At 43.7% G+C, this 12923-nt stretch carries 13 protein-coding genes; 9 read left to right on the forward strand and 4 right to left on the reverse strand.

Annotation, left to right across the window (positions count from 1 at the left end; translation table 11 throughout):
• Positions 1 to 12: 12 nt before the first annotated feature.
• The 7 genes from pabC to ACED59_RS05695 all read left to right on the forward strand — a co-directional run bounded on the left by pabC (position 13) and on the right by ACED59_RS05695 (position 6949).
• Positions 13 to 891 (forward strand): aminodeoxychorismate lyase, encoded by an 879-nt coding sequence (gene pabC / locus ACED59_RS05665; protein WP_017099036.1) that lies wholly within the window; start codon positions 13 to 15, stop codon positions 889 to 891.
• Positions 888 to 1904: an endolytic transglycosylase MltG gene (gene mltG, locus ACED59_RS05670; RefSeq protein ID WP_017099035.1), complete on the forward strand. Its 1017-nt coding sequence runs from the start codon at positions 888 to 890 to the stop codon at positions 1902 to 1904. Before pabC ends, mltG begins: the two co-directional genes overlap by 4 nt.
• A 10-nt stretch (positions 1905 to 1914) precedes the next feature.
• Positions 1915 to 2547 carry a dTMP kinase gene (gene tmk / locus ACED59_RS05675; protein WP_012603572.1) on the forward strand — a complete coding sequence of 211 codons (633 nt, stop codon included), beginning with the start codon at positions 1915 to 1917 and terminating at the stop codon, positions 2545 to 2547.
• A 6-nt stretch (positions 2548 to 2553) separates the two neighbouring features.
• Positions 2554 to 3519 (forward strand): DNA polymerase III subunit delta', encoded by a 966-nt coding sequence (locus ACED59_RS05680; RefSeq protein ID WP_017099034.1) that lies wholly within the window; start codon positions 2554 to 2556, stop codon positions 3517 to 3519.
• On the forward strand, positions 3510 to 4277 hold the full coding sequence (locus tag ACED59_RS05685; protein WP_012603574.1) for a TatD family hydrolase: 768 nt from the start codon (positions 3510 to 3512) through the stop codon (positions 4275 to 4277). Before ACED59_RS05680 ends, ACED59_RS05685 begins: the two co-directional genes overlap by 10 nt.
• Positions 4278 to 4721: 444 nt before the next feature.
• The gene (gene ptsG, locus ACED59_RS05690) at positions 4722 to 6152 is read left to right on the forward strand and encodes a PTS glucose transporter subunit IIBC (RefSeq protein WP_009848984.1); all 1431 of its coding nucleotides are present in this window, start codon (positions 4722 to 4724) and stop codon (positions 6150 to 6152) included.
• A 392-nt stretch (positions 6153 to 6544) separates the two neighbouring features.
• Complete coding sequence (locus tag ACED59_RS05695; RefSeq protein ID WP_017097683.1) at positions 6545 to 6949, forward strand: hypothetical protein; 405 nt, start codon at positions 6545 to 6547, stop codon at positions 6947 to 6949.
• Positions 6950 to 7008: 59 nt separating this feature from the next.
• Here ACED59_RS05695 and ACED59_RS05700 read toward each other — a convergent pair whose 3' ends face one another.
• From ACED59_RS05700 to ACED59_RS05710, 3 genes are all read right to left on the reverse strand, one after another.
• Complete coding sequence (locus ACED59_RS05700; protein ID WP_009848986.1) at positions 7009 to 7107, reverse strand: methionine/alanine import family NSS transporter small subunit; 99 nt, start codon at positions 7105 to 7107, stop codon at positions 7009 to 7011.
• Positions 7108 to 7109: 2 nt separating this feature from the next.
• On the reverse strand, positions 7110 to 8570 hold the full coding sequence (locus tag ACED59_RS05705; protein ID WP_009848987.1) for a sodium-dependent transporter: 1461 nt from the start codon (positions 8568 to 8570) through the stop codon (positions 7110 to 7112).
• Positions 8571 to 9073: 503 nt separating this feature from the next.
• A complete protein-coding gene (locus ACED59_RS05710) occupies positions 9074 to 9667 on the reverse strand; it encodes a hypothetical protein (RefSeq protein WP_029223909.1) in 594 nt (197 codons plus the stop codon).
• A gap of 145 nt (positions 9668 to 9812) precedes the next feature.
• Here ACED59_RS05710 and ACED59_RS05715 point away from each other — a divergent pair, with 145 nt between their 5' ends.
• Both ACED59_RS05715 and ACED59_RS05720 read left to right on the forward strand, forming a co-directional pair.
• Positions 9813 to 9902: a YnhF family membrane protein gene (locus ACED59_RS05715; protein WP_102248935.1), complete on the forward strand. Its 90-nt coding sequence runs from the start codon at positions 9813 to 9815 to the stop codon at positions 9900 to 9902.
• A gap of 41 nt (positions 9903 to 9943) precedes the next feature.
• The gene (locus tag ACED59_RS05720; protein WP_371705037.1) at positions 9944 to 11152 is read left to right on the forward strand and encodes a patatin family protein; all 1209 of its coding nucleotides are present in this window, start codon (positions 9944 to 9946) and stop codon (positions 11150 to 11152) included.
• A gap of 228 nt (positions 11153 to 11380) precedes the next feature.
• On the opposite strand, the gene pyk is transcribed toward ACED59_RS05720, so the two are convergent.
• The gene (gene pyk, locus ACED59_RS05725; protein ID WP_012603578.1) at positions 11381 to 12829 is read right to left on the reverse strand and encodes a pyruvate kinase; all 1449 of its coding nucleotides are present in this window, start codon (positions 12827 to 12829) and stop codon (positions 11381 to 11383) included.
• Between the last annotated feature and the right edge of the window lie 94 nt (positions 12830 to 12923).

A 12923-nucleotide genomic window follows, 5' to 3' on the forward strand; every position in this document is an offset into this window, starting at 1 on the left:
ATGGGGAAAAACATGTTTTGGGTTGATGGAGAAAGTCAGCAAACTGTCGATATCTTAGATCGCTCGTTTCAGTATGGAGACGGCTGTTTTACTACCATGCTTGTTCAAGATGGCCAGATTCAATATTTTCACGATCATCAGCGTCGTGTTGATGATTGTCTTAAAGCGTTACGCATTTCCGAACTTGATTGGAATACGGTTAACCTTTGGCTCGATAATGCACTTGAACATATCCAACACAATGCGCTTCCTGGTACAAAGAGCCTTAATGGTTCAACGAATCTTCAAGATAAAAACAAGCCTCATAATCAAAAAGCTGGGATAAAGCTACACGTTAGCCGTGGGGCCGGCGGTCGTGGCTACAGTACCAAGAATATCGCCAAGCCAACGATAACCATCAGTACATTTGATTTCCCTAGTCATTATTCAGCGTGGCAAGATTCTGGTGTAGAACTCGGTATCTGCCAACAAGCACTAGGTTTGAGCCCATTGCTCGCAGGTCATAAGCACAATAATCGTCTTGAGCAGATCTTGATGAAAGATGAAATGGATCAGGCCGATGAAGCTGATGGCGTGGTTCTGGATATATCAGGTAATGTGATTGAAACCACCATGGCTAATCTGTTTTGGCGCAAAGGTCAGATGATATATACACCTCAACTGACGCAAAGTGGTGTGGCGGGGGTTATGCGTAAGCAAGTGTTAACCGCGCTGAATCAAGCTGAACTTTCCGTTACAATTAGTGACTACTGCTTATCTCAACTCATGCAAGCTGATGAGATTTTCATGACCAACTCCATCTTAGGGGTTGCCCCAGTTACCCGTATTAGTGATACCCAATTCAACATTGGAACCGTTACTCGTAGCCTTCAAGGACAACTAAACTCGTGATCAAAAAGTTATTTATTTTTATTACCTTGTGCTTAATTGCAGCCGCTGCTGCTGGTTTTTATGTTTACAACCAAGCGCAAGATAACCTGAAACAAGTTATTCAATTAGAAAAACCGCAGGTGGTTACCGTTGCTTCAGGTAGCAGCTTTAACCGTGTTCTAGCACAGTTGATTAACGAGGGGCTTTTTGAGGCTTCTCCTTACGAGAAATTAATCCGTAAGTTACATCCTGAGCTTGTAGACGTAAAAGCGGGTACATTCCTGCTTGAACCCGGTTTAACCCTAGAGCAGACGCTACAAGTGCTTGTCGAAGGGAAAGAGCACCAATTTACCATTACCTTCGTAGAAGGCAGTCGTTTTGACGAGTGGCTTGTTCAGTTAAAAGACAACGAATTCATACAGCAGACGTTGAATGATGTCTCTGAAAAAGAAATCGCACAAAAGCTTGGTATCGAAAATGAAAAGCTAGAAGGCCTTTTCTTAGCGGAAACATACCACTACACCTATGGCACAACGGATTTAGATTTGTTGAAACGTGCCCACCGAGATCTGATGAACGTGGTCAATGATGAGTGGGAAAATAGAGCCGATAAACTGCCTCTTAAATCGCCTTATGAAGCGCTAATTCTTGCGTCTATCATCGAGAAAGAGACTGCTGTCGCTTCTGAGCGTGAGCGTGTGTCTTCTGTATTCGTTAACCGCTTGAACAAGCGTATGCGTCTGCAAACTGACCCAACGGTTATCTACGGCATGGGCGATAGCTACAAAGGCAATATTCGTAAGAAAGATCTACGCACACCAACGCCGTACAACACCTATACAATGAGCGGTTTACCGCCAACACCGATCGCGATGGCGGGTAAAGCGTCTATCAACGCGGCTCTGAATCCAGAGAAGAGCAACTACCTGTATTTTGTTGCGAGTGGAACGGGCGGTCACGTATTTTCAAAGAGTTTGACTGAGCATAACCGTGCAGTACGAGCTTACTTAAAGCAATTAAGAAAAAACAAATAAAGAAAGAATTATGAATCAGTCGAAATTTATCGTGGTTGAAGGCCTTGAAGGTGCTGGCAAAAGTACAGCAATCAATGCCATCGTTGAGACATTGAAAACAGCTGGTGTCGCTGACATCGTTAATACTCGTGAACCCGGTGGTACCGTGCTTGCCGAGAAGATGCGCTCGTTGGTCAAAGAAGAACACGAGGGCGAGAAGCTTCAAGACATGACTGAGTTGCTGCTGATGTACGCAGCGCGTGTTCAATTAGTAGAAAACGTCATCAAGCCTGCACTAGACAGTGGTAAATGGGTGTTGGGTGATCGCCATGATATGTCTTCTCAAGCATACCAAGGTGGTGGTCGTCAGATCGCTCGTAGCACTATGGAATCACTGAAAGCAACCACGCTAGGCGGCTTTAAGCCAGATTTAACACTATATTTGGACCTAGACCCTAGAGTTGGGCTTGAACGCGCTAGAGGTCGTGGTGAGCTTGATAGAATTGAAAAGATGGACATCTCATTTTTCGATCGCACGCGTGAGCGTTACTTAGAAATTGCAGGGCAAGACGATTCTGTACTCGTGATTAATGCGCAGCAAGAAATTGAGCAAGTAGCCGCTGATATTAAAGTCGCGCTCAGTGCTTGGCTCAATAAACAGTAGGTAGTCATGGCTGAAGTTTATTCTTGGCTCACACCGGTATGGAGTGAGTGGAAAAAAAGTCTCGATGCAGAACGTTTTCCTAACTCTGTGATCGTTAATGCGCCGGAAGGGCTTGGTGTGGAAGCGCTGGTTAGCCAACTTACCGATGCATTGATGTGTGTTAATTACGAAAGTGAAGCGTGCGGATTTTGCCACAGTTGTGAACTGATGAAGTCGGGGAGTCACCCAGATTTCCATGTGATTGAACCTGAGAAAGAAGGTAAATCGATTACGGTTGACCAAGTGCGTGCGAGTAACCGCTGGGCTCAACAATCGTCCCAGTTAGGTGCCCTGCGTGTCATCTTGCTGAATCCGGCTGAAGCGATGAATGAATCGGCATCTAATGCGCTGTTGAAAACGCTGGAAGAACCTGCGAGTAACTGTATTTTCATTCTTTCGACGCGCAACAGTAATCGCTTAATGCCAACTATTCTTAGCCGTTGCCAGCAATTTAATGTGGTGTGCCCACAATTGGATGCAGGATCGGCATGGTTAAATGGAGAAGTTGGTAAAACGGTTCCTCAGTACATACTGACATTGAACGACAACGCACCTCTGAAAGCGAAAGCAATGTTTGATCAAGGTGGCGTCGAAGCTTCTACCAAAGCACTAGATGGCTTTGTGGATGTGATAAAAGGCACTCAACCCGACATGCTGAAGTTCTCTACAGAGCTTAGCAAAGACCCTTTGATTCAACTTAGCTGGCTTTGGCATTTATTGTCAGATGTACAAAAGCTGCATTTTGGTTTAGCTAATCACGCTATCATTCCGAGTGCGAAAGCACTGTGTGAGGTGATGTCTTATCAAAGTGCTTATGCAGCGTCGAATAAACTGCTGATATTGATTGAGCAGTTAAAGCAACACCCTGGGCTCAATACGGAGCTACTCATAATGAATTGGCTGATAGCCACTTGCGAGGAAACATGTTCGTAGATTCCCATTGTCATTTAGACAAACTGGATTACCAAAATTTACACACCAGCGTAGAAGACGTGGTTAATAAAGCGAAAGCAGCCAACGTTGACCAACTGCTTTCTGTCGGTGTGACGTTGGATTCGTTTGAAAACATGCTTGAGATGATCTCGCCGTTTGATAACGTTAAGGCTTCGTGTGGCGTTCACCCTCTCGACGTAGAGAGCGACTTCTGTTTAGAAAGAATGCGTGAGTACGCGAGCAACCCGAAAGTGGTGGCTATTGGTGAAACTGGCCTAGATTATCATTACCAACCAGAGACTGCAGAGCTACAACAGCTCAGGTTCAAGCAGCACGTTGAGTTGGCTGTTGAGCTTAATAAACCTTTGATCATCCACACGCGTAACGCGCGTGAAGATACGTTAGCTATTTTACGCGATGGTGGAGCAGAGAAGTGTGGTGGTGTGATTCACTGCTTTACTGAAGATCAAGCGTTCGCTGAAGCGGCAATGGAATTAGGTTTCTATATCTCGATCTCAGGTATTGTGACCTTTAAACAAGCCACAGAACTTAAAGACGTTGTGAAAAAACTACCTCTAGATAGGTTGCTGATCGAAACGGATTCGCCATATTTGGCGCCAATTCCATATCGTGGTAAAGAGAATCAGCCTGCATATGTAGTCGAAGTTGCGGCTTATATCGCCCAGTTAAAAGGGGTATCAATGAAAGAGGTTGCTGAACAAACGACCAAAAATTACCAAAAACTTTTTTTGCGATAGAAATCTAACTAAACAAACAAAAGGGAGCGAAAGCTCCCTTTTTGTGTTTTTGATCACCAAAAATGCGTTTTTTTTTAATGTTTACGGAATATGTTGAACTTGAGAGCGTGAATTACAACATTTGTAATTTTGTTACTAAAAATAACATTGCCCTCTATTTTATTTACTCAGTAAAATAATAGAAGGGTATTATAATTTATTTACTTTTCAGTTGGTTAGCGACTTGTAAAGCATTGCATTTCTATATTTGACATGTGATCCAAGACGTGTTTTGAAACTAAATTTCGTAAGTGACTAGAAAGTTAGTTCCCCATCAATATATATTTAGCGGCAGAAAATATAATGCAATACATGGTTACATTTTCACTGGGTGCTAACATATAGGCTACGGGGGTGTGCCGTTAGGACCCATATAATTATTTTATCTTTATCAGGAGCATAAACATGTTTAAGAACCTTTTTGCTAGCCTGCAGAAAGTTGGTAAGTCTCTGATGCTACCAGTATCAGTTTTACCAGTTGCGGGTATTTTGCTAGGTGTCGGTGCAGCAGACCTTCCTTTCATTCCAGAAATCGTTTCAAACTTAATGGAACAAGCGGGTGGTTCAGTATTCGGTCAAATGGCACTACTGTTCGCAGTAGGCGTAGCACTTGGCTTTACTAATAACGACGGTGTAGCTGGTCTAGCTGCTATCGTTGGTTACGGCATCATGACTGCTACACTAGGCGTAATGGCTGGTGTAATGGGCGTTGATAAAATCGACACTGGTGTACTAGGTGGTATCCTAGTCGGTGGTGTTGCTGCTTGGGCATTCAACCGTTTCTTCCGTATTCAACTACCAGAGTACCTTGGCTTCTTCGCTGGTAAGCGTGCTGTGCCAATCATCACAGGTTTCTCTGCGATTGGTCTAGCAATCCTACTATCTGTAGTATGGCCACCAGTTGGCGGCGCTATCTCTGCGTTCTCTGATTGGGCTGCTCACCAAAACCCACAAGTGGCGTTTGGTATCTACGGTATCGTTGAGCGTTCTCTGATTCCATTTGGTCTTCACCACGTTTGGAACGTACCTTTCTTCTTCGAAGCTGGTACTTGTGTAAACGCTGCTGGCGAAACTCAAAACGGTGTTCTTACTTGTTACCTAGTTGCTGATGACGCATCTCGTGCAGCGGGCAATGGCTTCGGTCAGCTAGCTGGTGGTTACATGTTCAAGATGTTCGGTCTACCTGCTGCTGCAATCGCGATTGCACATTCAGCTAAACCTGAAAACCGCGCTAAAGTAATGGGCATCATGGCTTCTGCTGCGTTGACTTCATTCCTAACGGGTATCACTGAACCAATCGAATTCTCATTCCTATTCGTTGCTCCTGTACTGTACGCAATCCACGCTCTATTAGCTGGTTCTGCATACGTTCTTGCGAACACTCTAGGTTTTGTACACGGTACATCTTTCTCACACGGTCTAATCGACTTCCTAGTTCTATCTGGCAATGCGTCTAAGATGGGTCTAATGGTTGTATGTGGTGTTGCTTACGCTGCAATTTACTACATCGTATTCCGCACTGTGATTAAAGCACTTGACCTTAAAACTCCGGGCCGTGAAGACGAATCTGAAGAAGAAGTAGTTGCTACAGGTTCTGAACTTGCTGGTGAGCTAGTTGCTGCATTCGGTGGTAAAGCGAACATCACTGGTCTTGACGCTTGTATTACTCGTCTACGTGTTGCAGTAGCTGATACCGCTCTTGTTGACCAAGACAAACTGAAGAAACTAGGCGCTGCAGGTGTTGTTGTTGTTGCTGGTGGCGTACAAGCTATCTTCGGTACTAAGTCTGACAACCTTAAGACAGACATGGATGAGTGGATCCGTAACAACGGTTAATTCACTGATTCAATAGATTGAAAGGAGGCCGAAAGGCCTCCTTTTTTGTTTTCTGCAATATGCAAAATACCCTCACGTTTAATACCAATCGTAGTAAATAACTGGTCATCCTAGCTTGTTAAAAACCTCGATAACTTCGTTAGAATTTTTGATTGTAGAATAGCTACTTATCAAAAAATTATGCCTTGTTCTCAAGATTTTTTCCTGCGCTATTCCTGAACACTTACTTACTGTGATTAGTATAAGCTCTTCTTACTCAACTAGTTCTACTCAACTCTATGTGTTGAAGACCGATTCCGAACCCTGAGCGCCAGCTCGCTTTTACCTAGCGATGACACCTTCTCTTTGTGAACCCAGTACACTGCCATTTTTAAAAACAGTCTGAGAATATTATGAAACATCGTTATTTGATCTGCCTTATGTGCTGCAGCGGAGCCGCGTTTGTGCATGCTTCTGAAGCACCAGATTTGGAAGTTGGATTAGCCATTGACCAAGACCTGAGTGTCGTTGTCGAATTTGATCAGAAATACCGTGCCACGATTGGCAACGACGGTGCTGCATTTGACTATATTTTGAAGCGTGGTCAGTTTGAGACTGAAGCTCCGTTGAGTTGGTATGTCGGTGCAGGTGCTTGGGCTGAGTGGAATGATGATTTTGGCTTACGTTTGCCTTTAGGTGTTAAAGTGAACTTCTACGAAGGTTGGAATGCGTACGCGCAAGTTCACCCTGAGCTCGACATGTATAAAGGTGTTGAATTACAAGTGGGTGGTGCACTGGGTATCACCTACAAGTTCTAGGTGATGAGACAAAAAAATGCCAGCTTAGTAGCTGGCATTTTTGAATGGTTTAAATAAGGTTATTTCTGTTTGTCCATTGCACGCTTTATGCAAATTGCAGCACCACCCCAAGTGATACCAAGACCAAGAACCATCATAATAATCGCACTCGTTGTCATGATTATGCTTCCTTCTTACTTGTCATATTTATGATAATGCCAATCGCTAGTAATCCTGCGATCATTGCCCAACCAAGAGTCAGGTCGTAGCCACCGTAACCGTCTGTAAACAATGCGCTTAGTTTTGTTGCAAGAATGATTGCAAGCATAACTGGAGTGACGAAGCGTAAACATACGTTAAACCATACGCCAATAGAGAAATCTGAAATCTCATTGACGTACGCACGTACATCGCTAACTTTGTTTAGTAACCATGCCATTAGAAGGATTTCAATGAATCCGCCTACCATGATGCCGACGTTGTTAGCGAAGTGATCGACTAGGTCTAGTAGAAGTAGGCCGCCGTTAGTTGCAAATGCCATAGACACCACAACACCAACGCCAATAACAATACTTGCTGCTTTTTTACGGCTCCAGTTCAGCTTGTCCATAATTGCAGATGTTACTGCTTCCATAATTGAGATATGAGAGCTTAAACCAGCCACAACAAGTGCAAAGAAGAATAGTGGACCCAGAATATACGGTGCTGGAAGTAAATTAATCGCAGCAGGTAGCGTAACAAACGCAAGGCCAACGCCTGCTGATACAACTTCAGTTAATGGTTTACCTTGTTCTTGAGCCATGTAGCCAAGAACAGAGAAAATCATAATACCCGCAAGAATTGAGAAACCACAGTTGATAAGAACCGTCATGAACGCGTTGTTCGTAATATCTGATTTTTCAGGCAGGTAGCTTGAGTAAGCCAGCATGATCGCAAAACCGATACTTAGCGTGAAGAAGATTTGTCCATAAGCAGCAGCCCATACTTTTACGTCCCAGATCTTGCTGAAATCAGGTTCGAACATGTAGTTCACACCATCTAGAGCACCAGGAAGGAAAACCATGCGTCCGATAAGCAAAATCACCATTATGAACAACACTGGCATCATTACTTTAGAAGCACGTTCGATACCAGCTTTAACACCACCCACGATAGCTGCATAAGTGATTGCCCAAGCGAGTAACATTGCGCCAGCGATGCCCCATTGGATGCTACCTAGGTTCGTCGGTGAGTTATCACCTAGAGCTAGATATTCACTGAAGAAGAATGCGTTAGTGTCTGTTCCCCAGCTTTGATTGAATGACATACCGAAGTATGAAATTGCCCAACCGATAACGGCAACATAGTAGACCGCGATGACAGCCGCTACACCTACTTGGAACCAGCCAAGCCACTCAAATTTTGAGTTGATGCGCGCTAAGGTTGCAGGTGCAGATCCACGATATTTTTGACCCATACTGAACTCTAGGATCATAAATGGGATACCAGCCGTAAGCATGGCAAATAGATATGGAATGAAAAAAGCACCGCCGCCATTTTCATAAGCCATATATGGAAAACGCCAAATGTTTCCTAAACCAATAGCAGATCCTACTGCGGCAAGGATAAATCCTGCTCGGGATCCCCACTGTTCTCGCTTCATATTTAACTCCTTTACAACTTCCCTGAGGTATGAAGCTTCTCGTCACGCTGTGCTTGGTAAGGAGATGATAGTTAAAACAGGCAAACGGTTTGACTGTTTACTTTATCTTCCGTGATTAAGCAAAAGTTTAGATTATTATGTTGTTAGCGATTGGAGAACTCAGCGGATAATTCTTAATTGTTTGATGTGTGTTTGCATAACCTGAAATATTCAGCTGATGCGTGCTAATGAGCCTACCTAGTTAGAATGGTTAAAGCAATAGATTAGGTATGTTTAATAACTGTGGTCTTATGGTCTTTAAGATGTTAAATGATGGTTATTTTAGAGGTATGAATTGGTTTGGGGTTTTCTGATTGGTTTATGTGTCTAATTTTTTCTGTTTTATTAGGTTATATGACTTTATTTAAAAGTAGAGCGTATGACTGAAATTCATACACTCTATAGTTGAACTGACCAACTATTCGGAGGTTCTATTGGTATGAGATGCTTATGGTCATCGATACTTAGAAAGTAAAACTCAGTCCGACATTGGCTTGGAATTGGTTCATCCAGTCGGTATCAAAGCGGATGATGCACTCTTGGCCGTTACTTGGGATGTTACAAACACCGGAGGTGTCGTTATCGACAACGGTACCTAGCCAACGTAGTTGTGTGTTTAGCGCTAATCGGTCACTAAATTTGTACTCTAAACCACCAAAGATAGAGGTTGAGAACCCATACTTATCTTTTGCCCAGTCTACATCGACGTAAGAAGCACCAAGGCCTAACCCCAAATAACCAGACAACACAGAAGAAGCTGGGTAGTAAATGCTACTTTGAAAGTGCAGGTATTGGATGGAGGAGCTTAGGTTGAGCGTTTCTAATTCAGAGCTTTGATTAGAATAGAAAAAGCCGATGCGTCCTTTTTCAAATGGCGTTTCAATCGCAAAGGTGTAGTTTTCAGACCCTTTCATATCATAGGTTTTACCGTCCTGGTCTTCGACACTGCCACCGCCGGTATAGCCCACCATCGGAGTAATGATGATCTCCGGCGAGGCATGTACGCTCGAAACGGAGATAAGCGTAATCAGTGCCATTATATTTGCTTTGTTATTCATGAGTATATCCTTATCCATACACTTACTAATTGTGATGGTTACATCAATATTGTGCGACTAATTTCGACGATTCTTGAAGATACTTCACACACCTGATAGTACTTAAATAGAGACTCGACAAATTAATAATAAGACAGAGGTGTCTATGGACCATAATCTGAAAAATGCCCTACAAATAACGGTTGTCATCTACGCAATCATTCTCTCATTTGGCTTTATTGCAATTGGTAGTTAATACCATCTATTGCGAGGCTGGGTTTTTATACTCAGGGAATAATGAATAGTGGGATTATAACCAATATTGATACAGCAATAGACTTAGATTATTACGCTAAGTTTATTGCTGGAAAAACAGCACTGGTCGCCCAAGGTGGCGGACAGAGAAGTATTTTTACTTCTGGAGTGCTGGATGCCTTTCTTCTTTCAAATTTTGATCCCTTCGACGAGTTTTTTGGTACCTCTGCAGGTGCTCTTAATTTGTGTGCTTATCTGTGCCGCGATAAAGGCCTTGGCCGTTCTTTCCTTCTCGACCTCACAACATCACCTGAATTCTTCAATCTCTTTTCTTATATACGACACAGAAAGAACCTTGGATTAGAATGGGCCTTAGAACAAATCATGGCTTACCCATATAAGCTTGATTTGGATTTAGGACGACAAACGCTAGGCGATCGCCATTTCTATGCAGCCGTCACGGATTCTAAAGACTTACGAGATCACTACTTTCCAGTATTGGGTGAAGATTGGTACAAAGTGATGATTGCAACCTGTGCGATTCCTCGCTTATACAATGATGAAATCTTTATTGGCGACAATGCTTATGTGGATGGTGGTGTATCAGCTTGCATCCCAGTTCAAGAAGCGTGGCGTAGACAAGCCCGTTCCATTGTTGTGATCCGAACTGAGCCTACGCTAGAGGAAGAGGTCGAGGTCGAGGTTCAAGCTAACAGTACGCGATTAAAAACACCCAAACCGATATCAGCCGAAGAACTGGAATGGTTCCGCGAATCTTTTGACAGTGTTCAAGGTCATTGGCAACAAAAAGTGGAACAGTGGAAAACCGATTGGAGCTCGTTCTTTCAACAACAAATTCTCAGCTCAAAAGAACAGAAGCGCGACAGATCACATTTGGATTTGCTGAATGGTGGTCGATGGTTATTCGGGGCGGATGACATCTATAGATTAAGTCATTTAATTGGTGATAAGTTTGATTCCGGCTTAGCAGATATGCTGATGGTGCATTACCAAACTTACTCATTGACTCAGGATTTTTTGAACTCCCCACCAGACGATGCGTTTGTCGTGCAAATTGCCCCGAGTATGCCGCTGAAATCCAATTCATTAATGAGTAATAAAGAAGATTTACTGCACGATTATGATTTGGGTTTAGAAGCCGGTTACCGATTTGTTGAAACTTATACCTCTACGAAAAATGCCCGCAGTTCACACATGCCACAGTTGGCAACCATTGCTGCTGAGAAGTAATGCTTGAGGTTGATTAATAATATTTGAAGTTGATGAGTTAGCATTCCGTTAGTTAACTATATCTTTAGTAACTATATTTTTAGTAACCATGTCGTTGACTAGTAATGGCGTTAATTGTTGATGTTATTAACGAAGAATATACTGAAATGAAAAAGGGTTATTGAACTTGGTTCGATAACCCTTTTTTGTCTTGAGATTAGGCAAATCGTTTCGCCTTACGGGCAAACATTAGGTGACAGGCAAGATTCTCATACAGTTGGTTGATCCCGCCACATCCATAATGTCGCCTTGAGTGACGATAACGAGATCGCCAAACTTAAGATGCTCTTGCTCTTTTAGGCAGGTGAGCGTAGATAGGGCAATGTCAAAACTGTCTTTGGCTTCTGTCTCGAAGTAGATAGGTGTTACACCTCGGTACAAGGTGCAGCGATTAAGTGTTCCTTCGTTACGAGATAGTGCGTAGATAGGCATGTCAGCACTTAGGCGAGACATCATCAGTGCAGTACGGCCGGATTCTGTGAGAGTGACTACGCCTTTAATGCCTTCCATATGGTTTGCCGAGTAGATAGTCGCCATCGAAACGGTTTCTTCGGCGGTCACAAACGTGCGGTCAATTCGGTAATTGGATTGGTTGTTAATCCCCGCCATTTTCTCAGCACCAATACACACTTCAGCCATCGATTTTACGGTTTCGACCGGGTAATCACCTGCAGCTGTTTCACCTGAAAGCATGACCGCATCTGTTCCATCAAGTACCGCATTGGCAACGTCCATGACTTCGGCACGGGTTGGCATTGGCGCTGAAATCATCGATTCCATCATTTGAGTTGCGGTGATCACCGTTCGGTTAAGCGCTCTAGCACGACGTATAAGCTGTTTTTGTACTCCGACCAATTCAGGGTCGCCAATTTCGACTCCGAGGTCACCACGAGCTACCATGACCACATCTGAGGCCATTATGATGTCATCCATGTTCTCAACAGTGGCGACCGTCTCTGCTCGCTCTACTTTTGCTACAAGGTGAGCTTCTAAACCTGCTTCTCGTGCGAGTTGACGAGCGTAGTGCATGTCTTCGCCGTTGCGTGGGAAAGACACCGCAAGGTAATCCACTTTGATTTGTGCGGCGGTGACGATGTCGCGTTTGTCTTTTTCTGTCAGCGCTTCTGCTGACAAGCCGCCGCCTTTTTTGTTTATGCCTTTATTATTCGAGAGAGGGCCGCCAATGATGACTTCGGTATGAACGCGACAACCTTCCACTTCGGTTACTTTTAGCTGTACACGACCATCGTCTAGCAACAGGATGTCGTTAGCTGAAACGTCGTTAGGTAATTCTTTATAATCAAGACCGACCGCTTGTTGGTTGCCTTCGCCTAAACCAAGGCTACTGTCGAGAGTAAATTGGTCACCAACGGCAAGTTGGATTTTGCCATCTTTGAATGTTGACACTCGAATCTTGGGACCTTGTAAGTCACCGAGAATAGCGATCTGAGTACCAAGTTTTTTGGCTATTGCGCGGACATTTTCTGCACGTTGTATATGGTCGTCGCTAGTGCCGTGAGAGAAGTTCATACGGACGACATTGGCACCGGCTTTGATGATCTCTTCAAGCACGTTACCTTTATCAGTAGAAGGGCCTAGCGTTGTGACGATTTTCGTTTTTCTTAATTCGGCTGTCATGAATACTCCTAGAGTGAGGCCAAGTAATCTATTAAAAGACTAGGGCGTGTTGATCTTTCGAGCTGATTTTTGCAGCGAGTTGCTGGGTATTTAT

This window comes from Vibrio sp. FF266 (assembly GCF_041439695.1).
GTDB lineage: Bacteria > Pseudomonadota > Gammaproteobacteria > Enterobacterales > Vibrionaceae > Vibrio > Vibrio tasmaniensis_A.

Bases quoted from the DNA above. Each gene is read 5' to 3' on its own strand.
- ACED59_RS05700 (WP_009848986.1), bottom strand. From the start codon at position 7,107: ATGACAACGAGTGCGATTATTATGATGGTTCTTGGTCTTGGTATCACT.
- ACED59_RS05685 (WP_012603574.1), top strand. From the start codon at position 3,510: ATGTTCGTAGATTCCCATTGTCATTTAGACAAACTGGATTACCAAAAT.
- ACED59_RS05705 (WP_009848987.1), bottom strand. From the start codon at position 8,570: ATGAAGCGAGAACAGTGGGGATCCCGAGCAGGATTTATCCTTGCCGCA.
- tmk (WP_012603572.1), top strand. From the start codon at position 1,915: ATGAATCAGTCGAAATTTATCGTGGTTGAAGGCCTTGAAGGTGCTGGC.
- ACED59_RS05680 (WP_017099034.1), top strand. From the start codon at position 2,554: ATGGCTGAAGTTTATTCTTGGCTCACACCGGTATGGAGTGAGTGGAAA.
- ACED59_RS05710 (WP_029223909.1), bottom strand. From the start codon at position 9,667: ATGAATAACAAAGCAAATATAATGGCACTGATTACGCTTATCTCCGTT.
- ACED59_RS05715 (WP_102248935.1), top strand. From the start codon at position 9,813: ATGGACCATAATCTGAAAAATGCCCTACAAATAACGGTTGTCATCTAC.
- pabC (WP_017099036.1), top strand. From the start codon at position 13: ATGTTTTGGGTTGATGGAGAAAGTCAGCAAACTGTCGATATCTTAGAT.
- ptsG (WP_009848984.1), top strand. From the start codon at position 4,722: ATGTTTAAGAACCTTTTTGCTAGCCTGCAGAAAGTTGGTAAGTCTCTG.
- ACED59_RS05720 (WP_371705037.1), top strand. From the start codon at position 9,944: ATGAATAGTGGGATTATAACCAATATTGATACAGCAATAGACTTAGAT.
- pyk (WP_012603578.1), bottom strand. From the start codon at position 12,829: ATGACAGCCGAATTAAGAAAAACGAAAATCGTCACAACGCTAGGCCCT.
- ACED59_RS05695 (WP_017097683.1), top strand. From the start codon at position 6,545: ATGAAACATCGTTATTTGATCTGCCTTATGTGCTGCAGCGGAGCCGCG.